Source organism: Nonomuraea sp. NPDC050680, assembly GCF_040654555.1.
GTDB lineage: Bacteria > Actinomycetota > Actinomycetes > Streptosporangiales > Streptosporangiaceae > Nonomuraea.
Window position 1 is genome coordinate 687,108 of sequence record NZ_JBFAIF010000002.1, and the last position, 21,437, is coordinate 708,544.

At 72.6% G+C, this 21,437-nt stretch carries 15 protein-coding genes; 7 read left to right on the forward strand and 8 right to left on the reverse strand.

All coding sequences use genetic code 11. The features are described 5' to 3' along the window. Positions 1–2: 2 nt before the first annotated feature. The 4 genes from AB0H88_RS09640 to AB0H88_RS09655 all read left to right on the forward strand — a co-directional run bounded on the left by AB0H88_RS09640 (position 3) and on the right by AB0H88_RS09655 (position 5,222). Entirely contained in the window at positions 3–2,072 is a 2,070-nt protein-coding gene (locus tag AB0H88_RS09640) for a biotin carboxylase N-terminal domain-containing protein (protein ID WP_357643154.1), read from the forward strand. Continuing rightward, positions 2,072–2,983 carry a hydroxymethylglutaryl-CoA lyase gene (locus AB0H88_RS09645; protein WP_357642855.1) on the forward strand — a complete coding sequence of 304 codons (912 nt, stop codon included), beginning with the start codon at positions 2,072–2,074 and terminating at the stop codon, positions 2,981–2,983. The genes AB0H88_RS09640 and AB0H88_RS09645 overlap by 1 nt, the downstream gene beginning before the upstream one ends. Before the next feature lie 6 nt (positions 2,984–2,989). Continuing rightward, positions 2,990–4,126: an acyl-CoA dehydrogenase family protein gene (locus tag AB0H88_RS09650; protein ID WP_357642856.1), complete on the forward strand. Its 1,137-nt coding sequence runs from the start codon at positions 2,990–2,992 to the stop codon at positions 4,124–4,126. Between the two features lie 151 nt (positions 4,127–4,277). Continuing rightward, on the forward strand, positions 4,278–5,222 hold the full coding sequence (locus AB0H88_RS09655) for an alpha/beta hydrolase (RefSeq protein ID WP_357642857.1): 945 nt from the start codon (positions 4,278–4,280) through the stop codon (positions 5,220–5,222). A 54-nt stretch (positions 5,223–5,276) separates the two neighbouring features. Here the strand turns inward: AB0H88_RS09655 and AB0H88_RS09660 are convergent, their stop codons facing one another. From AB0H88_RS09660 to AB0H88_RS09675, 4 genes are read right to left on the reverse strand one after another with little or no spacing between them, the layout of a single operon-like run. Next, a complete protein-coding gene (locus AB0H88_RS09660) occupies positions 5,277–6,047 on the reverse strand; it encodes a hypothetical protein (protein ID WP_357642858.1) in 771 nt (256 codons plus the stop codon). Continuing rightward, positions 6,044–7,609: a serine/threonine-protein kinase gene (locus tag AB0H88_RS09665; protein ID WP_357642859.1), complete on the reverse strand. Its 1,566-nt coding sequence runs from the start codon at positions 7,607–7,609 to the stop codon at positions 6,044–6,046. The genes AB0H88_RS09660 and AB0H88_RS09665 overlap by 4 nt, the downstream gene beginning before the upstream one ends. Before the next feature lie 2 nt (positions 7,610–7,611). After that, on the reverse strand, positions 7,612–9,204 hold the full coding sequence (locus AB0H88_RS09670) for a serine/threonine-protein kinase (RefSeq protein WP_357642860.1): 1,593 nt from the start codon (positions 9,202–9,204) through the stop codon (positions 7,612–7,614). A 4-nt stretch (positions 9,205–9,208) separates the two neighbouring features. Further along, positions 9,209–10,804, reverse strand: a complete 1,596-nt coding sequence (locus AB0H88_RS09675) for a protein kinase (protein ID WP_357642861.1) — start codon at positions 10,802–10,804, stop codon at positions 9,209–9,211. 86 nt (positions 10,805–10,890) lie between these two features. On the opposite strand from AB0H88_RS09675, the gene AB0H88_RS09680 reads away from it, so the two are divergent. The 3 genes from AB0H88_RS09680 (at position 10,891) to AB0H88_RS09690 (ending at position 15,457) form a co-directional block, all read left to right on the forward strand. Next, a complete protein-coding gene (locus AB0H88_RS09680) occupies positions 10,891–11,808 on the forward strand; it encodes a hypothetical protein (protein ID WP_357642862.1) in 918 nt (305 codons plus the stop codon). Positions 11,809–11,939: 131 nt separating this feature from the next. Next, the gene (locus tag AB0H88_RS09685) at positions 11,940–12,374 is read left to right on the forward strand and encodes a GNAT family N-acetyltransferase (protein ID WP_357642863.1); all 435 of its coding nucleotides are present in this window, start codon (positions 11,940–11,942) and stop codon (positions 12,372–12,374) included. Between the two features lie 143 nt (positions 12,375–12,517). Continuing rightward, positions 12,518–15,457, forward strand: a complete 2,940-nt coding sequence (locus tag AB0H88_RS09690; protein WP_357642864.1) for an AAA family ATPase — start codon at positions 12,518–12,520, stop codon at positions 15,455–15,457. Positions 15,458–15,507: 50 nt separating this feature from the next. On the opposite strand, the gene AB0H88_RS09695 is transcribed toward AB0H88_RS09690, so the two are convergent. From AB0H88_RS09695 to AB0H88_RS09710, 4 genes are all read right to left on the reverse strand, one after another. Continuing rightward, on the reverse strand, positions 15,508–18,366 hold the full coding sequence (locus AB0H88_RS09695; RefSeq protein WP_357642865.1) for a hypothetical protein: 2,859 nt from the start codon (positions 18,364–18,366) through the stop codon (positions 15,508–15,510). Positions 18,367–18,449: 83 nt separating this feature from the next. Then, entirely contained in the window at positions 18,450–19,379 is a 930-nt protein-coding gene (locus AB0H88_RS09700; protein WP_357642866.1) for a sugar kinase, read from the reverse strand. Further along, complete coding sequence (locus AB0H88_RS09705) at positions 19,376–20,302, reverse strand: pseudouridine-5'-phosphate glycosidase (RefSeq protein WP_357642867.1); 927 nt, start codon at positions 20,300–20,302, stop codon at positions 19,376–19,378. Before AB0H88_RS09705 ends, AB0H88_RS09700 begins: the two co-directional genes overlap by 4 nt. Before the next feature lie 100 nt (positions 20,303–20,402). Next, positions 20,403–21,416 carry a putative sulfate exporter family transporter gene (locus tag AB0H88_RS09710; RefSeq protein WP_357642868.1) on the reverse strand — a complete coding sequence of 338 codons (1,014 nt, stop codon included), beginning with the start codon at positions 21,414–21,416 and terminating at the stop codon, positions 20,403–20,405. Positions 21,417–21,437 lie beyond the last annotated feature (21 nt).

Consider the following 21,437-nt stretch of genomic DNA (forward strand, 5'->3'; position numbering starts at 1 on the left):
CCATGTTCACCCGGGTTCTCATCGCCAACCGGGGCGAGATCGCCGTCCGGGTCATCCGCACGTTGCGCGCGCTCGGCATCACGTCGGTGGCCGTGCACACGGCCTCCGACGCGGACGCCCGCCACGTCCGCGAGGCCGACACAGCTCTCCGGATACCGAAATATCTGGACATTGAGGCGATGGTGGCGGCGGCCGAGGCGTCCGGGGCGCAGGCCGTACATCCGGGATACGGGTTCCTCGCGGAGAACGCCGAGTTCGCCCGCCGCTGCGCCGAGGCGGGGCTGACCTTCGTCGGCCCGCCGCCCGAGGCCATCGACGCCATGGGGGACAAGATCCGCGCCAAGGCCACCGTCTCGGCCGCCGGGGTCCCCGTGGTGCCGGGCGGCGCCGAGCCCGGTGACTCGCTGCTGTCCTGGACGGACTTCCCCGCCCTGATCAAGCCGTCGGCGGGCGGGGGCGGCAAGGGCATGGTGCTGGTCCGTTCGGCCGCCGAGCTGCCCGACGCGCTGGAGTCCGCCCGCCGTACGGCCCGCTCCGCGTTCGGTGACGAGACCCTGCTGATCGAGCGCTACGTCGAGAACCCCCGCCACATCGAGATCCAGGTGCTGGCCGACACCCACGGCAACGTCGTCCACCTGGGCGAACGCGAGTGCAGCCTGCAACGCCGCCACCAGAAGATCATCGAGGAGGCCCCGTCCCCCTTCGTCGACGCCGCGATGCGCGAGCGGATGGGCGCCGCGGCGGTGGAGGCCGCCCGCGCGGTGGGCTACGTGAGCGCGGGCACGGTCGAGTTCATCGTCGACGGCACGACCGGCGAGTACCACTTCATGGAGATGAACACCCGCCTCCAGGTGGAGCACCCGGTCACCGAGCTGGTCACGGACCTCGACCTGGTGGAGCTCCAGCTCCGGGTCGCGGCGGGCGAGCCGCTGCCCTTCACCCAGGACGGGGTACGCCTCCACGGCCACGCCGTCGAGGCCCGCGTCTACGCCGAGGACCCGGCGCGCGGCTTCCTGCCCACCGGCGGCCGGGTGCTGCGCCTGGCGGAGCCCGGCGGCTTCCGGATGGGGTCGGGGCTCGCCGAGAGCGGCGTGCGGGTCGGCTCGGGGCTCGCCGCGAGCGGGGTCCGGGTCGACTCGGGGCTGGTCGAGGGCGGTGTCGTGGGCAGTGAGTTCGACCCGATGCTGGCCAAGGTCGTCGCGTGGGCGCCCACGCGAGAGGCGGCCTACCGGCGGCTCGACAAGGCGCTCGCCGAGACGGTCGTGCTCGGGGTGATCACGAACGTGCCGTTCCTGCGGGCGCTCGCGGCGCACCCGGAGGTGCGGGCGGGCGAGCTCGACACCGGGCTGGTCGAGCGGGTCCTGCCCGCGCTGCTCCCGGCCGCCCGGCCGCCCGACGAGGTACTGGCCGCCGCCGCGCTGGTCTTCCACGCCGTGCCTCAGGGTACGGATCCGTGGGAGGTCACCGACGGCTGGCGGGTCGGCGAGCGCGCGTGGACGGCCTGGCGGCTGGAGTCGCGGGACGGCGTCCACACGATCCAGGTACGCGGCCTGCCCGATAAGTCCGCAGAAATCCGCATAAATCCCCCAGAGCCCGGAACCCAGGAGACCGCCGCCACCACCGCCGCCACCGTCCCAGCGGTCGGCGTCGGGCCCGGGGTGGTCGTCCCGGCCAGGCTCCTGGTCGACGGCGCCAAGCTGACCGTCACCCTGGCCGGCCGTACCGACCACTACACCCACGCCCGCCACGACGACACCCTCTGGCTGGGCAGGGACGGACAGTCCTGGGCCCTGACCCGCCACCGCATCGGCGACCCCGGCGACCGCCCCGGCGCCGCGCACGCGGGCGACGGCGTGGTCAGAAGCCCGATGCCCGGCACCGTCCTGGTCGTCAAGGCCCAGCCGGGCGACCGGGTGAGCGCGGGCCAGCCGCTCCTCATCGTGGAGGCCATGAAGATGGAACACACCGTCACCGCCCCCTGCGACGGACAGGTCACCGAGCTGCCCGTGCAGGCGGGCCAGCCGGTCGACATGGACGCCGTCCTGGCCGTCGTCACCGCAGGGGAGTCCTGATGCGCAGGCCGTACCCGATGGAGGGCCTTCCGCACCAGGTGACCGTCTACGAGGTCGGCCCGCGCGACGGCCTGCAGAACGAGTCCGCGATCGTCCCGGTCGAGGTCAAGGCCGAGTTCATCGACCGGCTCGCCGACGCGGGCCACCGGGTGATCGAGGCCACCAGCTTCGTCCACCCCACCTGGGTGCCGCAGCTGGCCGACGCGGAGGAGCTGCTCACCCGGCTCGACCGGCGGCCGGGCGTGCGCTACCCGGTGCTCGTCCCGAACGCGCGCGGCCTGGACCGGGCGCTGGCGCACGACGTCGAGGAGATCGCCGTCTTCGCCAGCGCCACCGAGACGTTCGCCGCCAAGAACCTGAACCGGAGCCTGGAGAGCCAGTTCGACATGTTCGAGCCGGTCGTGGCCAGGGCGATCGACAACGGCGTCAAGGTCCGCGCGTACGTCTCGATGTGCTTCGGCGATCCGTGGGAGGGCCCGACGCCGATCGCGCAGGTCGTCGCGGTCGGCGAGCGGCTGCTCGGCCTGGGCTGCCACGAACTGTCCCTCGGCGACACCATCGGCGTCGGCACCCCGGGCCACGTGACCGCGCTGATCGAGTCGTTCCGCGATCCCGACCGGCTGGCCGTGCACTTCCACGACACCTACGGCCAGGCTCTGGCCAACACGCTGGCCGCGCTCCGCTCGGGCGTGACCGTCGTCGACGCCTCGACCGGCGGCATCGGCGGCTGCCCCTACGCCGAGTCGGCCACCGGCAACCTCGCCACCGAGGACCTCGTGTGGATGCTGCACGGGCTCGGCATCGACACCGGCCTCGATCTCGACAAGCTCGTCTCCACGAGCACCTGGCTGGCCGAGCGGCTCGGCCGCCCCAGCCCCTCCCGCGTCGTCCAGGCCCTCGCGAAAGGCTGATCCGCCATGCTGACCGACGAGTACGAAGAGCTGCGCAAGACCGTCGAGGCGTTCGCCCGCGACGTGGTGGCGCCGGTGATCGGCGACTACTACGAGCGGGAGGAGTTCCCGTACGACATCGTGCGCCGGATGGGCGCCATGGGCCTGTTCGGCCTGCCCTTCCCCGAGGAGTACGGCGGCATGGGCGGCGACTACTTCGCGCTCTGCCTGGCCCTGGAGGAGCTGGCGCGCGCCGACTCCAGCGTGGCGATCACGCTGGAGGCCGCGGTGTCACTGGGCGCCATGCCGATCTACCGATTCGGTACGCCCGAGCAGCGGGCGACCTGGCTTCCGGGGATGGCGGCGGGCGAGACCCTCGGCGCGTTCGGCCTGACGGAGCCCGGCGGCGGCTCCGACGTGCCCGGCGGCATGCGCACCACGGCCACGCTCGACGGTGCCGAATGGGTGATCAACGGCACCAAGGCGTTCATCACCAACTCGGGCACCGACCTCACCGGCGTGGTCGGCGTCGCCGCGCTGACCGGCGAGCGGGAGATCTCCACCATCCTCGTGCCGTCCGGGACGCCCGGCTTCACGGTCTCGAAGAAGTACTCCAAGGTCGGCTGGAACGCCTCCGACACCAGGGAGCTGTCCTTCTCCGACTGCCGCGTCCCCGCCGCGAACCTGCTCGGCGAGCGCGGCCGCGGCTACGCCCAGTTCCTGCAGACGCTCGACGAGGGCCGCATCGCCATCGCCGCCGTCGGCGTCGGCCTGGCCCAGGGCTGCGTGGACGAATGCCTGCGCTACGTCAGGGACAGACGCGCGTTCGGTCACCCGATCGGCCACTACCAGGCCATCCAGTTCAAGATTGCCGACATGGAGGCCCGCGCCCACACCGCCCGCCTGGCCTATTACCACGCGGCCGAGAAGATGCTGGCCGGCGTGCCGTTCAAGAAGGAGGCGGCGATCGCCAAGCTCGTCTCCTCCAACGCCGCCATGGACAACTCCCGAGAGGCGACGCAGGTCTTCGGCGGTTACGGGTTCATGAACGAGTTCCCGGTCGGCCGCTTCTACCGCGACGCCAAGATCCTGGAGATCGGCGAGGGCACCAGCGAGGTCCAGCGGATGCTCATCGCCCGCCAGCTCGGTCTGGGTGACCTATGACCGGCGAACATCCCTGATCGTCGAGATCCGGTTCGCGAGACGATCGATCCGAAAGCAGCTTGCGGGTCGGCGGCGCGTCCTTTGTCTTATAGAAATTCCGATTTGCCGCTTTCCTGGCCCTACTTGATGGGCCAGAGGGCAGCGTGGACGAATGAGGTCCGTACAAAAGATCTTGGGCGCTGGTGCGCGCATCACCGATTCACGCGCCGTGGCGCCGCTCACCCGTCCGTCCTTCGCCCGATTCAAGGTCTCCGCGCCGGTGGCGGCGTTCGTGCTGCTCATCACATCCGCGGCCGTCGCCCCGACGCCCGATGCGATGGCGGTGGCCTCCACACCGGTCTCCGCGAATCGGCAGGCGCCGGGCCGCTCACCGGGCGCGGCCAGACCGACGGTCGTGCTGGTGCACGGCGCGTGGGCCGACACCTCCAGCTGGAGCGGGGAGGTGCGGGCTCTGCAACGAGCCGGCCACACCGTGCGGGCGGTGGCGAATCCCCTGCGCGACCTGACCAGCGACGCCCAGACGGTTCGGGACTTCCTGCGGACCGTCTCCGGTCCGGTCGTGCTCGTGGGGCACTCCTACGGAGGTTCGGTGATCACCAACGCCGCCGCGGGCGACCCGGACGTCAAGGCCCTGGTGTACGTCGACGCCGCGGCACCTGACGTCGGCGAGACCACCGGACAGCTCAGCGGCTCCGGCTCGGCCCTCGGCGGTGACCCGGCCACCCTCTATGACCGCTCGGCCTACCCCGGGGCGCCGGGCAAGGCGGTCGACCTGTACCTGAAGCAGCACGTGTTCGTCCGCTCCTTCGCCTCAGATCTGCCCCGCGACACCGCCGACCGGCTCTGGGCCTCCCAGAGGGCCGCCTCGACGGCCGCGTTCATGACGCCGTCGAAGGCCGCGGCGTGGAAGACGATCCCGTCCTGGTATTTCATCGCCACGGGCGACCGGATCATCGTTCCGGCCTCGCAGCGGGCGATGGCCAAGCGGGCCCACTCGAAGATCACCGAGTTTCCCGGCGGCTCCCACCTCACCTTGATCTCACACCCGGACGCCGTGACATCGGTGATCGAGGACGCGATCCGCTCGGTGCGCTGAGCGCCGGCGTCGCAATGGGCGGCCGGTGCGATGCCGGCTCAGCCCGGATGATCTCTAGTTCGAGGTGCCGAGCTTCTCGGCGACCGACCTGGCCACGTCCAGGGCGCCCTTGGCCAGCCTGCCCCCCGAGTCCTCGGTGACGCGCCGCTGGTAGGTCACCTGGATCACCGCGTTGCTGACCCGGACGCCGGCGGTCGCGATGGTCGGCCCCCTGCCCGTGTCGCCGGGCAGCGTGTAGAGGGTGGTCCAGGAGGCGTCGCCGACGGGCGGCTCGGCGGGGGCGGAGGTCTTGGCCAGAAGTACGGCGTCCTGGCGCTGCGCCACGAACTGCTCGTGCGCCGCCGCCACGTCACCCGGAAAGACCTTCACGTACACCTGGAGCCGGAACTGCATGTTGCCCGGCATCCCCGAGCCGGGCGCGAGCGTCGACCACTCGCACTCCTCGGCCTTGATCTGCGTCTTGTCCGGGAACAACGTCAGCTTCTTGACCAGGTCCTCCTCCGTGACCGTGCAGGGGTCGACGGTCTTGGTGAACGTGGCGGCCCCGGTCGGCGCGGGCTCGCTCGTGCTGGCCTGCTCGCTGGGCGAAGGCTCGCTGGGTGCGGGATCGGCCGTCCGCGTGGTCTTGACGGGTACGGCCACGGCCTCCGTCTTGTCGGGCTGCCGGGTGAGCAGGAACAGGACGGTGAACAGCATGAGCACGACCACGGCCGACGCCCCGCTCAGGATCGCCGGCGTCACCCGCAGCCCGGGGCGGGACAGCTGGGTGGGAGCGGTGCGCGGCACGGCCGCGGTCGGGAAGTCTTGCTGCTGGTAGTCGCTCATTGTGGTGCCTTCTGGAGGGTGTCGGCCACCGCGCGGGCGGTCTTGAGAGCGGTGTCCCGGAGTTGGGGGGTCACCTTCGTTCGCTTCGGATGGCTGGCCTCCACCTGGATGATCACATTGCTGACCCGCATCCATATGGTGGTCGTCGAGGTGTGGGTGATGCCGGCCTCGTTGTCCTGGGCGGCCGCCTCGTCGCCCGCGCGTACCGTCCTGGTGCGCGAGGTCGTCACCGTCTGCCGGCTGCCCGCCTTGGTGTCGCGGGCTTGTACGGTCTGGGTGAAGGCGTGTTCGGCGGCCTTGACCGTGCCGGAGTACTTGACCTTGAGGTTGATGGACGGGCGGTCGAGGAGCCCGACCATGCCGACCGACCAGTAGCATTCGCTCTCGTCGTAGAGGCCGGGCTGCTTGGAGCGGGAGCCGGGCAGGACGGTCTGCGCCTGGTCGTCGGTGAGGAGAGAGCACGCCTTCGGCGGCCGGCCGAACTGGCCGTCGCTTCTGGCCGGTGCGGTCGGGGGCGCCGTGGTCGGCGATGGGGCGGGGGCCGTGGTCGAGGCGGGCTGGGCGAGCGGGGTGGCCGAGGCCGTGACGGTGGGGGAGCCTCCGGGACGGCCGTTGAGGAGGACGACCACCGTGACCGCGATGGCCGTACCCGCCGCCAGGCCGCCCAGCACGAGCGGCGTACGGCGGCGCGGGCGGGCCCGGACCGGGATCGTGGCGGGCGCTGTCTCGCGCGGCCGGACGGGCAGCGGGACCGCCAACGACTCCAGGTGCGCCCTGATCGCCCGAGGGTGCGGCCGGGCGGCGGGGTTGCGGTCGAGCATCGCCAGAAGCAGGCCGCCGAGCGGGCCCGCGTTGACCGGCGGCGGTGGTGGCAGCGTGAGGACGGCGGCGACGATCGCCATCGCCGAGTCGCGCTCGAACGGCGCCCGGCCCTCCGCGGCCAGGTACAGGGTGGCGCCGAGCGACCACAGGTCGGCCATCGGGCCCGCGGGCTCGCCGCGCAGGTGCTCGGGCGCGATGTAGCCGGGGGAGCCCGCGACGTCGCCGGCCTGCGCCACGGCGGCGGCCGTACCCGCGCCGGGGGCGTCGCCCGTGTGCGCGGCGATGCCGAAGTCGGTCAGCACGACCTCGCCGACATCGGTGATCATCACGTTGCCGGGCTTCACGTCCCGGTGCAGGATGCCGCGATGGTGGGCGGCCTCCAGCGCGTCGAGCACGCGCAGGCCGATCGTGGCGACGTGGCCGGGCGGCAGCGGGCCGCGCGTCTTGACCAGATCGCCCAGTGACGTGCCCGCGAGCAGGTCCATGATGATCCAGGGCTGGCCGCCCTCGGAGATCACGTCGTGCACGGTGATGATCGACGGGTGGTTGAGCGCCGCCGCCGCCCTGGCCTCGCGCAGCGTGTCGATCAGGGCCCGCTGCCGGTCCTGGCCCGGCGGCAGCCGTACCTCCTTGACCGCGACCTCGCGGTGCAGCAGCTCGTCACGCGCCCGCCACACCGTGCCCGCGCCGCCCGCGCCGAGCGGGGTGAGCAGCTGGTAACGTCCGGCGATCACGCGCATGGTCAGGAGGCCTTGGCGTCGAGGTTCGCGGCCAGGAACTTGGCCGCCCGCGCGGCCTTGTCCCGCAGCGCGGCGTCCTTGGCCACGTCGTGCACGAAGCGGAACTCGCCCACCATGTTGCCGGTGCGGAAGAGCACGTGCACCTCGGCCTCCGCCTTGTCGTTGAACTTCACCCGGGAGATCTCGTACGCGATGGCCTCCTCGCCCGCGCCGGGGATCTCGAAGACCTCGCCCTGCTTCTCGCCCGAGCCGCCCCTGCCCGCCTTGTCCTCGGCCTCTTTCCGCGCCCCGGCGACGTGCTCCTGCGCGAGCGTGGTCTCGTAGCCGTCGCCCTGCGGCGCGTAGAGCCAGAGCGTCAGGAAGACGCTCAGCTGCTTGCCCGCCGGGGGGAAGCCCGCGGTGGACCACGCGCATCTGAACGTCGGGTCGGTCGAGGACGTGATGAACGCGCCGACGAGCTGGGTGGCCTGCGCCCGGGTGAGCAGCTGACAGGGCCGGGGGACCTTGGAGAACTTGCCGGCCGGCAGCGTGACCGTGGGCGAGGAACTCGCCGAAGCCGTGGGCGCCGCGCTCGTCGGGGCCTTGCTCGGCGCCGGATTCGTAGTGCGTGCCGCCGCCGTCGGCGTGGCCTGCGGCGGCGCGGCGGACGACCCCATGGTCAGGATGAGTGTGACCGCGACGACGAACGCCACGACCACGGCCGCCGCCGAGCCGTACGCGGCCATCCGCGAGACCACCCACGCGGGCGCGGGCGTCCTGACGGTGGGCACCGCGTGGCCCGCCACCTGCTCCAGTCCCCGCCGCAGCGTGCGTACGTCGGGCCGGTGGGCGGGGTCCTTGGCCAGCAGGCCGAGCAGGAGCGGGGTGAGCGCGCCGGCCCGCTGCGCCGGCCTGGGCGGCTCGGTCATCACCGCGCCGAGCGTGGCGATCGCGGTGTTGCGCTGGAACGGCGGCACGCCCTCCACCGCCGTGTAGATCGTCGCGCCGAGCGAGAACAGGTCGGACGGCGGCCCCGGCGGGACGCTCTCGGTGAGGCATTCGGGCGCGGTGAACCCCGCCGTGCCCACCGGCCCGCCGCCCTGCCGGCCCGATTGAGGGGCAGCACCCGTCGGGGCGGCGATGCCGAAGTCGGACAGCAGGATGCGGCCGTCGTCGGCGAGCAGCACGTTGCCCGGCTTGACGTCGCGGTGCAGCAGGCCGCGCGTGTGCGCCGAGGCCAGCGCCGACAGCACGAACAGCCCGATCGAGGCCGCCCACGGCGCCCCCATCGGGCCGCCGGTCTTGACGACCTGGTCGAGCGAGCGCCCGCGAACCAGCTCCATGACGATCCACGGCTGGCCGCCGTCGTCGATCACGTCGTGGATGCCCACCACGGCCGGGTGCCGGATCCCGGCCGCCGCGCGGGCCTCGTGCAGCGTACGGTGGCGCAGCGCCGCCTCGTCGGCGGGGGAGAGGTTCGGTGGGAGCAGCACCTGCTTCACCGCCACCTCGCGCCCGATCATGGTGTCGTGCGCGCGCCAGACGATGCCCATGCCGCCGCGGCCGAGCTGTTCGAGCAGCTGGTAGCGGCCGCCCACGAGTCGCGGTTGGTTCATTGCCTCACTCCTGGCGGTTCAATGCCTCGGCCAGCCATCGCGCGGCGTCGCGCGCTCCCTTGCGCAGGGCGGCGTTGTCGCCGATCTTGTTGACGTTGACGTAGCCGATCTGGACGTTCACGTTGCTGAGCCGGAAGACCACGGTGACGTTCTCGGCGTTGCCCTTGGGGCTGACGAACTCGTAGCCGTACGCCTCATCGCCGATGCCGTCGATGTCCTCGACGTGGCGGCGCTGCTGTTTGATCCCCTTGGTGAGGCCGACCTCCGGCCAGGTCCACGTGATCTCCGCTCCCTCGGTGGCGCCGTTGCGCCGGTTGACGTACTCCTCCTCGGCGTCCTCCGGGACCGTGCTCCATCTGTCGAGCCCGCCGATGCTGGCCAGCACCTCGGCGGACAGTCCCTTGCCGCGGGTGGTCCACTCGCACATGTCGCCGTCGCGCTTGCCCTTGCCCGCGCCGGGCGCGAGCCTGGCGACCTGCGCGGGGGTGAGCAGCGTGCACAGGTTCACGGCGGCGGTGAACTTGGGGGTCTTCGCCGGCTCGGGTTCCCTGGTGGGGGTGCTGGGCGTGGGGGCCGGGACGGCGGACGTGGTGCGCGTCCGCTGCTTCACGGTCTCCGCCACGGGTGTCGCGGGGGTGTCCGCGGGCCGCAGGACCGCGAACGCCACCGTACCCGCCACCACCGCCGCCGCGACCACCACGCCGCCGACGATGAGCGGCAGCCGGTTCGCGCGCCCGGCCATCGGCTGCGTGACCGCCGGCGCCGGGCCGCCCTCCGCGACCCGCCGTAGTAACTGCTCGGCCGCCTGCGGGGCCGGTCGCTGGTACGGGTCGCGGGCCAGCATCAGCATCAGCACCGGCCCGAGGTTCCCGGCGCGCTGGGGCGGCCGGGGCGGCAGGGTCAGGGCGTCACGCAGCACCGACATGGGGGAGGTGCCGACGTAGGGGGCCTGGCCCTCCACGGCCGCGTAGAGCGTGGCGGCCAGCGACCACAGGTCCGACTCGGGCCCGCCGCGCTCGCCGCGCAGCCGCTCGGGGGCGATGAACCCGGGCGACCCGATCAGCAGCCCGGACTCGGTGATCGTCGCCTGGTCCTCCAGCCTGGCGATGCCGAAGTCGGTCAGCACCACTCGGCCGTCGTCGGTCAGGAACACGTTGGCGGGCTTGACGTCGCGATGTTGAATGCCGTGCGCGTGGGCGACGGACAACGCCTCCAGCACCCGTAACCCGATCGCCGCCGTCCGCTCCGGCGACCACGGGCCCTCGGCGGCCACCGCGTCCTTGAGGTCACGGCCTCTGAGCAGCTCCATGACGATCCACGGCCGCCCGTCCTCGGACAGCACGTCGTGAATGGTGATGATGCCCGGATGCCGCAGCTGGGCGGCCGCCATCGCCTCGCGCATGGCTCGCTGCAGCGCCTCCGCCCGCTCGGCCGGGGAGAGGGACTGCGGAAGCAGTACTTCCTTGATGGCGACCTGGCGGTCGAGCAGCTCGTCGTGGGCCAGCCAGATGGTGCCCATGCCACCCTGACCGAGCGCCCTGAGCACCCGATAGCGGCCTGCGATTTTGGAATCCCCCAGACCAGGCACGTTGGAGACCATAGTGTGCAAGACTTTCGGTTCGCTATATTTCGGTCCTGGACGCGTCAACAGCAGCCCATTCGTAATGATCGCGATGAGGGGTGGCCATGATCCAGGGCCCACAGGCACCGCAGGCGCCGCCCGTTCCGCCGGCCTCGTACTGGCCGGACGGCGGTGGCGAGCGGCCCGTCTCGTCGAAGGCGCCCGGCTGGGCCAAGGGCGTGCTGGCGGGGGCCGCGGCGGTGGCGGTGCTGGGCGGGGCGCTCATCGCGGTACGCAATGTCGGCCAGGAGGCGACGCCGGTCGCCCTGCCGTCGCCCTCGTTCGACCTGCCATCCACCCTGCCATCCCACTTGCCGTCTACGCTGCCGTCGTCGCTGCCCTCGTCGTCCGGGCTGCCCTCGGACGCGGCTTCGTCGGGTCCGGCCGAGACGCCCGCGGCCACCTCGACCTTCCCGCCGCTGAAGGCGGTGCCGGAGGTGTGCGACCTGCTGCCCGCGAGCCTGACCAGCCGGCTCGCGCCCAAGTCGCAGTCCGCGCCGGGCGTCCAGAAGGACGGGTACGGAGCGCTGCGCAAGGGCTGTGAGTGGAGACAGACGTCCAAGAACATCAAGAACGGCACCCTGGAATCGCGTGCCGTTCACCTGGCCGTCAATGTCTGGCCCAGTGTCGAGGCCGCGAGGGACGACGCCGACTTCAACTTCGACTCGATGAAGGACATGGCGGGCACCAAGGAGGACAACCCCGGGCTGCGGTTCCTGAGCACGTACGGGGAGATGAAGGACTTCGACGGCGTCGGCGACGAGACCCACGCCATGTACACCCAGAACCTCAAGGGCACCACGAACGTCTGGGCCTACATCGTGATGGGCAACACGACGATCAACGTCCGCTACTTCGGCACCGACAACAAGAACGGCGACATCCTGGCTCAGGGCAAGGACACCGAGCCGGTCGCCGAGGACGTCCTCATGAAGGGCGCCCAGGAGGTCGCCGAGCAGGCCGTCAAGGCGCTGACGAGCTGACCTGGCCGGGCAGGCCTTCCTGCCCTGAGCGGGCTGACGGGCCGTCCGATCGGGCTGACGGGCCGACCTGACCGGGCTGACGGGCTGACCTGATTGGACGGCGGCCACGCCACGACTTAGGGTCGTACGACATGACGTCAGACGATCTCCACATCAGGAGAGCGGAGAAGGCCGACGCGGACGCGCTGTTCGCCTTGGCGATGGAGTTCGGGCTGACCTTCAGGCCTGAGCGGGAGGCCTTCGACGCGGCGCTGCCGCAGCTGCTGCGTGATGACGACGTCATGCTGATCGCGGCCGTGGTGGGTGGCCGGGTGCATGGTTACCTACTGGGGTTCGTCCACCTGACGCTGTTCGCCAACGGGCCCGTCGCCTGGGTCGAGGAGGCGATGGTGCAGAGCGGGTCGCGCCGGCAGGGCATCGGCCGGGCGCTGCTGGTGGAGTTCGAGGCGTGGGCCCGCTCGCGGCAGGCCGGTTACGTGGCCATGGCCACGCGGCGGGCGCCCGAGTTCTACCACGCGCTGGGCTACGAGGCGTCGGCGACGATGTTCAGGAAGATCCTCCGCTAGTACGCCTTCTGTCGCGGGCGGTCGCGTACCGGTGATCACGCCTTGCGTCGTCGGCGGTCCCGTACCGGTGATCAGAAACCGGTGATCAGAGCCGGGGCCGTCCGGCGGCGTTTTCTGTCACCGCCGGATGGCATTCTTGGGGCGTGAGCATCCACGCGGTGAGCCCGCTCTTCGTCGGCCGCGCCGGCGAGCTGAGCGCGCTCGAGCGCGCGCTGGCCGGTGCCCGGACCGGCGCGGCGTCCACCGTGCTGGTCGGCGGCGAGGCGGGCGTCGGCAAGACGCGCCTGGTCAGGGAGTTCGCCGACCGGGCGGGCGAGGCGATGGTGCTCGTCGGCGGCTGCCTGGAGCTCGGCACCGAGGGCCTGCCGTTCGCCCCCTTCACCGCGGTGCTGCGCGGCCTGGTGCGCGAGCTCGGCCGCGACGGCGTCGCGGCGCTCGTGCCCGGCGGCACCACGCGCGGGCTGGCCCGGCTGCTGCCCGAGTTCGGCGAGCCCGACGGTGACGGCTCCGAGGCCCGCGCCCGGCTCTTCGAGCAGCTGCTCGGCCTGCTGGAGCGGCTGGCGGAAGACCGGCCGGTCGTCCTGGTCATCGAGGACGCCCACTGGGCCGACCGCTCCACCCGTGACCTGCTCTCGTTCCTGGTCCGCTACCAGCGCTCCGGCGTACGGCTGCTGATCGTCGTCACCTACCGTGCCGACGAGCTGCACCGCACCCATCCGCTGCGCCCGCTGCTGGCCGAGCTGGGCCGCGTCGACTGGGTGGCCAGGCTGGAGCTGCGCAGGCTCACCCGCAGGGAGGTCGTCGAGCAGGCGGCGAGCATTCTGGAGCGTGATCCGTCCGGCCCCGACATGGACCTGATCTACGCGCGCAGCGAGGGCAACCCGCTGTTCGTCGAGGCGCTGCTCAGCGAGTCCGGCGTCGGTGAGGCGCTGCCTGAGTCGCTGCGCGACCTGCTGCTGGCCGGCGTCGAGCGGCTGCCCGACGACACCCAGGAGCTGCTCCGCGTGGCCAGCGCGGGCGGCCAGCGCATCGAGCACGACCTGCTGTCCGCCGTCGCCGGGCGGGACGACGTGGCGCTGTCCAACGCGTTGCGGCCCGCCGTGGCCGGCAACGTGCTGGTCGTGGACGGCGAGGGCTACTCCTTCAGGCACGCGTTGATCCGCGAGGCGCTCCACGACGACCTTCTGCCGGGCGAGCACACCCGCCTGCACACGCGCTTCGCCGAGGCGCTGGAGCGCGACCTGTCGATCCTGCCCGTCCCGCGCGGCGCGATCGAGCTGGCCCACCACTGGCACGCCGCCCACGACACCACCTGGGCGTTGATCAGCGCCTGGCACGCCGCGGCCGCCGCCCGCCGCTCCGCCGCCTACGACGAGCAGCTCAGGATGCTGTCCCGGGTGCTGGAGCTGTGGGATCACGTGCCCGACGCCGCGGAGCGCATCGGCGTCGACCACGTCGACGTGCTCAGGCAGACGGCCACGGTCGCCCACCTCGCGGGCGAGTACGAACGCGCGATCGCCCTGGCCACCGCCGGGCTCGCCGAGATCGACGAGACGGCCGAGCCGGCCAGGGCCGCCAGGCTGCTGCGGCAGCGCGGTCTCACCGGCTACGACCTCAGCCGGCTCGGCCATGTCGACGACCTGCGCCGGGCGGCGTCGCTGGTGCCCGCCGACAAGCCCAGCAAGCTGCGGGCCCAGGTGCTGGAGAGCCTGGCGCGCATGCTCTACGACGACTGGCAGGAGAGGATCTCGACGGCCCAGCTGGCCATGGAGCTCGGCCACGAGGTGGGCGACGCCAACACCGAGGCGCACGCGCTGATCAGCCTGACCTGGGCGCGCTGCCAGTTCTCCGACATCGACGCCTACCTGGACGGGTTCGCCGAAGCACGCCGCATCGCGGCCACGGCCGACGCCCACAACGCGATGCTGCGCGGCGCCATCTCCGAATCCGACGTGCTGGAGGGCGCCGGCCGCCACGAACGCGCCGCGCAGGTCGCCCGCGACGGCATCGCCGAGGCCGAACGCTACGGCGTGGCGCGCACCTCGGGCACGTTCCTGTCGATCAACCTGGCGGAGCCGCTGGTGTCGCTCGGCCGTTGGGACGAGGCGCTGAAGGTGATCGAGCACGCCCTGGAGCTCATGCCGCCGCCGCCCTACCGGGCCAGCCTGCAGGGGCTGGCCTCCGACATCGCGCTCGCGCGCGGGCGGGTCGATCGAGCCGAGGAGCTGTTCGCGGCCTCACGCAGCGTGCTGGCGCGCGGGCGCTTCCGCGACCAGAGCGTGCTGCCGCACGCCTGCAGGGAGGTCGAGCTCTTGGTGGCGCGGGGGCGTCTGGAGGAGGCGCGGGAGGCGGCCGTCCGGACGCTGCGTGAGCAGGATCTGGTGGCCAGCCCGCGTTACGCCTGGCCGCTGCTGGTGACGCTCGCGCAGCTGGGCGGGGAGCTGGTGACGGAGTTGCGGTCGGTCGCGAGGCGCCTTGAAGCTGAGGGCGACTGCCAGGAGGCGCACCGGCTCACGTTCATGGCCTTGACGGGGCTTTCCGAGTCCGAGCTGGGGCCGAGGTCTGGTGCTGACTCGGGTGTCGGATCCGGGGCTGGTTCGGCGGCCGGCCTCGATGGCGCGTCCCGGCGGCTCAAGATGTGGGACGCGGCGGTGGCGGCTTGGGCGGGGCTGCGGGAGCCCTACTCCGAAGCTTGGACCCTGGAGGGTGCCGCCCGTGCGGCGCTGGAGGCCGGTGATCGGCAGGGGGCGGGGGTCAGACTGGCGAGAGCCCGTGAGCTGGCCGAGCAACTCGGTGCGGCGCCGTTGGTCGAGCGGCTGGACGCGTTCGCGCGGCGGGGTCATGTCGCCGTGGCCGACGAGCCGGCGCCCGACGGGCTGCCGTTGGGGCTGACGGCGCGCGAGCTGGAGGTGCTGCGGCATGTGGCCGAGGGGCACAGCAATCGGGATATCGCGGGGAAGCTGTTCATCTCGGTCAAGACCGTGAGCGTGCACGTCTCCAACATCCTGGCCAAACTGGGCGTCGCCTCCCGCGGCGAGGCATCCGCGGTGGCCCACCGGATCAGGCTCTTCGCCGACGAGTGATCGGCTCACCGCTTGGCCTCTGGGGTCAAGCGGTGTCCGGGCGGTTGTGGTCAGCCGGTGAGCTGTGCTTCCAGGCGGTAGCCGTCGACCGTGACGTAGACCTGGTCGCCGGGGCGGGCGTTGAGGCGCATGAGGACCGGTTGGAGCGAGTCGAAGACCGGCTGGTGACCCTGCCAGACCAGGACGATCGCGTTGTCGCCCGGGCCGGTGACCGACAGGAGGGTGCCGGGGCGCATGCCGAGCTGCGTGGCGTACCCCTCAGGCACCGGGACCGGGCCGCCTCGGAGGTGTTCGTTGGTGACCTCGATGCGCTGCCAGCGGCGCGGGTCCGAGGAAGGGCTCGGCAGCGGCGGCGGCGGGGTGGCGGGAGTGCCCGCGAGCGTGGGGGGCAGCATGCCGGACCGGCCGCCCGAGAGGGCGGACAGCGTGGCGAGGGCTGCCGAAGGGTCGATGGACTTGCTCTCGGCCGAGGGGATGGGCTGGCCGCCCCGGTGGTGGTGGCCGTTGGCTCCGGGGGTACGGCGGGGGAGCGGCTGGGCCGGTGAGGGGGCGGACGCCACGGGGTCCGACGTGTCCGGCAGCGCGTCGAGCCACGCCTTGGCCGAGTGAGCGCGGATGCCCAGCTCGCTGAGCAACTCCACCACGTCCGTGTCGGCGGGCTGGCCGGCCAGCAGTTGCCTGGTACGGGCCTGCAGGCCGTGGAGGTCGCCCACCACGAGCCAGCCGTCCTGGAGGCGGCGGTCGGGCATGAGCGTCACGAGTACCCGCCAGAGCGGTGTACGCAGCGACGGCACCATCACCGGGTGCGCGGGGTCGGCGCCGATGAGCTGGTCCTGCGTGGCGGCCGCGCCGAGCCACTCCGTCAGCCGGAACATGTGCCCGGTGACCGGCGCCGACTCCGACGAACGCAGCCAGTGCAGCACGCGTTCCTCGGCCGTCCGCTGCGCCTGGGAGAGCGCGTCCCGGTCGACCAGCATCTTGTGGGCGAGCGTACGCAGGCTGACGGGGTCGTCGGCGAACAGGCGGTGTACGGCCACCGCGAGCGCCAGCTTGTCCAGGCTGCGGAACAGGCTGTCGACGACCCGGACCATGGCGTGGTCGGTCTCGGACGGCGCGGGCGTCGCCGGTGCGGCGCCGCCGACCGGCGCCGGTGTGTCGTAGGCGCCGCCGAGGCCCGGAACGGTTGTCGGCGGGAGAGAGTCGTCGCCGGGGGTGTCCGCGTTCGGGGTACGGGGCGTGCTGCCCAGGTCACCCGGGAAGGCGCCTCCGGCGGGTGATCCGTTGCCTGCGGGCGTTCCGGTGCCCGCCAGTGGGCCGACAGCGGGGAACGAGCCGGTGCCTGTGACGGACCCGACCGCTGGGAAGGAGCCGGTGCCGCCGACGGACCCGTTGCCCGCGGGCGTTCCGTTGCCCGTGAGTGGTCCGATGGCGGGGCGTGCTCCGGTGTGGGGCGTTCCGCCGGGGAGGCGGTCGGCGCCCGGGAGAGCGCCCGGCTGGGAGCCCGGCTGGGCTGTCCCGCCAGGACGGTCGGCACCGGACCGGGGGTCGGTGTGCGGGCCACTGGGCGGCAGCTGGCCGCCGGTGGGCGGCGTACCGACCTGAGAGCCGCTGGTGGGGTGCGGACCGGTGTGCGGGCCGACGGTCGAGTGCGGACCCGTGTGCGGGCCGGCGGCAGTGGGGTGCGGACCCGTGTGCGGGCCGGCTGCGGGATGGGGACCGGTGTGCGGGCCGGTGCGCTCAGGGTCCGCGTTGCCGGGGACGTTGGCGCCCGGAAGCCCAGTTCCCGAAGCGCTCGGAAGGCCGGTGCCTGGAACGTTGGCGGCTGGGAGGCCGGTGTTCGGGAAGCCGCCGCCCTGCTGGTTGCCGCCCTGCTGGCCGGCGCCCGGGGCATTGGTGCCGGGGAAGAGGCCACCCTGCTGGCTGGTGCCGGGCGGATTGGTGCCGGGGGGGTTGGTGTCCTGGGGCCCGGACTGAGGTTGCGGAGCGGACAGGGGCTGCCGGCCGGCTGTGGGCGCCGGGGCGCCCTCGTTCTGCGCCGGGAACGAGCCGGTCTGAGAGGCTCCCCCCGGGGCGGGGGACGAGCCGGTCTGGCGGGCGGCCCCGCCCAGAGCGGCGAAGGAGCCGGTCTGCGGCCCACCTTGACCAGAGTAGGAAGCCGGCTGTGGGGCCCCCTGGACGGGAAAGGAGCCGGTCTGGCGGGGAGAGCCGCCGTTGTCCTGGGCCACGGCGGGCAGCGGGCCGGTGTGCGCCGGGCTCTGGCCCGGACCCCCGTCACGCTGGCCGGGGCCTCCGTCGCGCTGGCCGGGGACCGTGCCGCGCTGAAGCGGGCGGGTCACCTCTGGATGGCCCTGTCCCGGATGGCCCTGTCCCGGATGGCCCGGCTGCTGGCCCTGCCCGGGATGTGCGGGCTGACCCGGCCGGGTCTGTGCCGGGTGGCCCTGCTGCGCGGGCTGGGCGGGGTGGGTGGCGGGCTGGCCGGGTTCGCGTTGGACCGGGATGCGGCTGAGCACCTCGCGGAACACCGAGCCGATCACCACTTCAGGCGTGGCCGACGGCGTGCTCAGGTCGCCGGGCGACAGGCGGCGCAACCGCTGCCAGCCCCCCAGGCCGGTGATCGCCGTCCTGGTGGCCTCCGGCCAGCCGGGCAGCGCCGGGTCGATGGGGTGCACGGTCAGCGCGGGCAGGACGTCGGAGAGGGCCAGGTGGTCCCAGCGGGCCGAGGCCAGCAGGGCGAGCCGGTCGCAGATCCAGTCGAGTCCGGTCGTGCCGAGCGCCTTCGACAGGGCGACGGACGACCACCACCCGGCGGGCAGGCGCGGATCGCCCAGCGCCTCCGCGACCTGCTGGGGACGGCTCCAGCGCAAGGCAGGGACCAGGTCGCTCAGGCAGATCGATGACTCGACTTCCATCGGCGGACCTTATCCTCCCCAGTGAGCCGCGTGATGCCACTCAATACGCATGTGGTTCTTGGTGCAGCCTACGCGGCAAGCTATCAATCGGTGTGAATAGGGTAAAGAAGGTTCAGCTCCAAACCGTACCGTGGCCGACCGCCCACCAGGGCCACGCACTCGGCTCCGGCCCGGCATCCGGCGTCCAAAGACTGCCCTTCACCGGCGCCGTTCAACCTCGCTGTGAGATATCCCGCAGCGAACGCGTCGCCCGCTCCCGTCGAGTCCACGACGTCGGCTGGAACCCCCGCTGCCGCCGCCGTCACCGTGCCCTCCGAGGCCGCCAGAGCGCCCTGGGGTCCCAGCTTGACGATTGCGGTGCCGTACCTCTCGCTGAGGAGTTCGGCGGCCCGCTCGGGGGCCTGCGCTCCGGCGAGCAGGAGGGCTTCGTCCCGGTTGGGGATGATGAGGTGGGCGGGGGCGGATTCGCGCAGGAAGCGAGCGACGCCGAACTCGCGCAGGAAGCCGGTCGAGGCGGGATCCATGCTGACGGTCACCCCGGCGGCCCGGGCCTCGGCCATGGCGAGCCTGGCCAGCGCCAGCCCCGCCTCCGCGAAGAGCGTGTACCCGGACAAGTGCAGGCGGCCCACGCCGTCGAGCAGTGAGCCGTCCCAGTCCTCGGCGGAGATCTGGCCGCCCGCGCCCCGGTTGGTGAGGAACGAGCGTTCGCCGGTCCGGTCCACCATGGCGATCACGATCGCCGTGGGATGGTGGGGATCGACGCGTACGTGCGGGCGCACCCCGGTCTTGCGCAGCTCGGCGGTGTGCCACTCGCTGCTGTCGTAGCCGAGCCGGGCCAGCAGCCGTACGTCGGCGCCCAGGTGGGCGGCCCAGGAGGCGGTGTTCGCGCCCGAGCCGCCGGGACGGAGCACGATGTCGGCGGCCGTGTCGGTGCCCGACATGACTGGAGTGTCGTGCAGGGCCACCACATCGGTGACGACGTCGCCGATGACGAGGAGGCCGCCGCCGCTCACGCTCGTGACCAGGCGAGCGCGATCTGGGCCGCCAGGGCGACGTTGCCGCGGACCGCGGCCAGGTTCGCCTCCAGGGAGGCGCCACCGGTGCCGCGTACCAGGTAGTCGAGGAGGAACGGGGTGATCTTCTGCCCGGTCACGCCCTCGCGGTCGGCGGCGGCCAGCGCCTCGCTCAGCACGCGGTCGTGCAGCGCCGGATCGAGCTGCTGGTCCACCGGGATGGGGTTGGCGACGATCAGCGCCGTCTCCTGGCCGCCGAACCCGTCCTGTCCGCGCATGATGGCCGCGGCCTCGTCGGCCGACTCGATCCGCCAGTCGATCGGCGCGCCGGAGGAGTGCAGGTAGAAGCCCGGGAAGGTGTCCGTACGGTATCCCGCCACGGTCACGCCGCGAGTCTCCAGGCGCTGCAGGGTCGAGGGCACGTCCAGGATCGACTTGACCCCGGCGCACACGACGGTGATGCGGGTACGCGCGAGCGTGTCGAGGTCGGCCGACTCGTCCTGCGCCTGGGTCCAGCCCCGGTGCACGCCGCCGAGCCCACCGGTGGCGAAGATCCGGATGCCCGCGCGGGCGGCCAGGAACGACGTCGCCGACACGGTCGTCGCGCCGCTCGCCTTCAGCGCCGCGGCCACCGGCAGGTCGCGCTGGCCCAGCTTGCGCAGGCCCGACTCGGTCGCGATGCGTTCGAGCTCCACCTCATCCAGGCCGACGCGGGCGACGCCGTCGAGCACCGCGATCGTGGCCGGTACGGCACCCGCCGCCCTGACGACGTCCTCCAGCTCCCGGGCGACCGCCAGATTGCGCGGCTGCGGCAGGCCGTGCGAGATGATCGTGGACTCCAGGGCCACGACCGGAGCGCCGGTGGCAAGGGCTTCGGCGACCTCGTCGGACGGCCGGAGGATGGGGTCGGCGGCGCTGCGCATGTGGGTTTCGTACTCCTTCGTAGGACGGCTTGGTGGAACGGTCTATTTTACGAAGTTTGTTCCGGATAAGCACGCTACGGAGGAGGACGTCCACCGGTGATCACACGAGAAGCATGACACCCGCGAGCGAGATGGTCGCGATCAGGCCGGTGGCCATGGCACCGAGCAGCAGCGTGCGCCCGTCCTTGATCAGCGCACGGGCGTCGATCCCCGTACCGAGCCCGAACAGGGCGGCGGCCATGAGCACGTTCGTGACCTGGGGGATCACGGTGGTCACGGCGGCGGGGACCAGGCCGCTGCTGCGAAGCGCGACCATGGCCAGGAAACCGGCTACGAAGAGCGGGATGACCGGCGGGCGCTTGTGCTGGCCGACGCTGTCAAAGCGGTGACGGTAGGAGGTCAGGGCGACGATCGGGGCGAGCAGGATGACGCGGCCCAGCTTGACCGTGACCGCGGTGGCCAGCACGCCCGAGGCGGCCCCGATCGCGGCCACCTGGGCCACCTCGTGCACCGCCGCCCCGGCCCACACTCCCAGCTGCGTCGCCGACAGCCCGAGCCAGGACGCCGCCAGCGGGACCACGGCGATGGCGGCGGTGCCGTACAGAACGACCACGCTGAGCGCACCGGCCGCGTCCTCGTCGGAGGAGCCGTCGGTACTTTCCCGCATGGCCGCGATCGCGGCGGCGCCGCAGATCGAGACACCGGTGGCGACCAGCAGTGACGCACCCGGCGTGAGGCCGAGGCGGCGGCCGATCAGCGGGGTGAGGGTGAACGTGACGCCGGTCGCCACCACCACGACGGCCACCGTCCGCCAGCCCAGCGCCAGCACCTGCGGCACCGCGATCTGCAGGCCGAGCAGCACGATCGCGATGCGCAGCACCCGCTTGGCGACGAACCGCAGACCGGGTTTGAGCCGCTCGCCGACGCCCACCAGGTTCGCCAGCGCCGCGCCCGACACCACGGCGATGGCCGCCGGGCTGAGCACGGGTACGAACCGATTCACGACCAGCGCGAACACCACCGCCAGCGCCGCCGCGCCGATCCCAGGCAGACGATCGTCGCGCCGACGATCACCAGGCGGACGATTGTGCGGCACGCGCGCGGTGGAGTACATGATCCCAGTGTTCTCAGCGCC